The organism is Sulfitobacter sp. HI0129 (assembly GCF_001635395.1).
Lineage (GTDB): Bacteria > Pseudomonadota > Alphaproteobacteria > Rhodobacterales > Rhodobacteraceae > Sulfitobacter.
Genome location: NZ_LWGH01000664.1, coordinates 1 through 1,110, shown reverse-complemented (window position 1 = coordinate 1,110; position 1,110 = coordinate 1). Strand labels below are relative to the sequence as shown.

The 1,110-nt window shown below is 62.3% G+C and carries 1 protein-coding gene; it reads right to left on the bottom strand.

Features of this window, described 5'->3' with window-relative positions; all coding sequences use genetic code 11:
* The coding region (gene lpdA, locus A3764_RS17025) for a dihydrolipoyl dehydrogenase (protein WP_067951810.1) at positions 1–1,080 on the bottom strand (1,080 nt) is incomplete at its 3' end.
* Positions 1,081–1,110: the final 30 nt, after the last annotated feature.

The following is a 1,110-nucleotide window of genomic DNA, read 5'->3' as shown; positions in this document are numbered from 1 at the left end:
TTCGGTTTCGCCCACGCTGGCGACCTCGGGGTGGGTGTAGATCACGCTGGGGATGACGCCGTAGTTCACATGGCCATGGTTGCCCGCGATGACCTCGGCCACCGCCATGCCTTCGTCCTCGGCCTTGTGGGCGAGCATGGGGCCTTCGGTCACGTCGCCGATGGCGTAGATGCCCTTGATGTCGGTTTCCCATTCCTTCGTCACGGCGATCTGGCCGCGTTTCGTCAACCGAATGCCCAGTGCGTCGAGCCCGAGGCCGTCGTGATAGGGCTTGCGGCCCGTGGCCACCAGAACGGCATCGGCGTCGATCTCGTGTTCGCTGTCGTCCTTGCGCAGCTTGTAGGTGACCTTGGCCTTGCCGTTCTTCGTCTCCGTCTTTTGAACGGCGGCGCCCATGACGAAATTCATGCCCTGTTTCTTCAGCATCCGTTGGAAGGTCTTCTGCACCTCGGGGTCCATGCCGGGGGTGATCGCGTCAAGGAATTCGATCACCGTCACCTCGCTGCCCAGACGCGCATAGACGCTGCCCAGTTCAAGCCCGATGACCCCGGCGCCGATCACCGCGAGGCGTTTTGGCACCTTGCCAAGCTCCAGCGCGCCCGTCGACGTCACGACCGTCTTTTCATCGACTTCAACGCCGGGAAGCGCTGCCGCTTCGGAGCCGGTGGCGATGATGATGTTCTTGGCCTCATGGACCTCGTCGCCCACCTTGACCTTCCCCGCCTCGGGAATGGTGCCCCAGCCCTTGAGCCAGTCGATCTTGTTCTTCTTGAACAGGAATTCGATGCCCTTGGTGTTGGTCTCGATGGTGGAGGATTTATAGGCCAGCATCTGTTTCCAGTCGACGGAGGGTGCCTTTCCCTTCAGGCCCATGTCGGCGAAGTTGTGTTCGGCCTCATGCAGCATATGCGTGGCATGGAGCAGGGCTTTCGAGGGGATGCAGCCCACGTTGAGGCAGGTTCCGCCCAATGTCTCCCGGCCTTCGACGCAGGCGGTTTTCAGGCCGAGTTGCGCGCAACGGATCGCGGCGACGTATCCGCCGGGGCCGGAACCGATCACGATGACATCATAGCTGGACATTGGGGTCTCCTTGGGGTGGTGCGGCGCGGG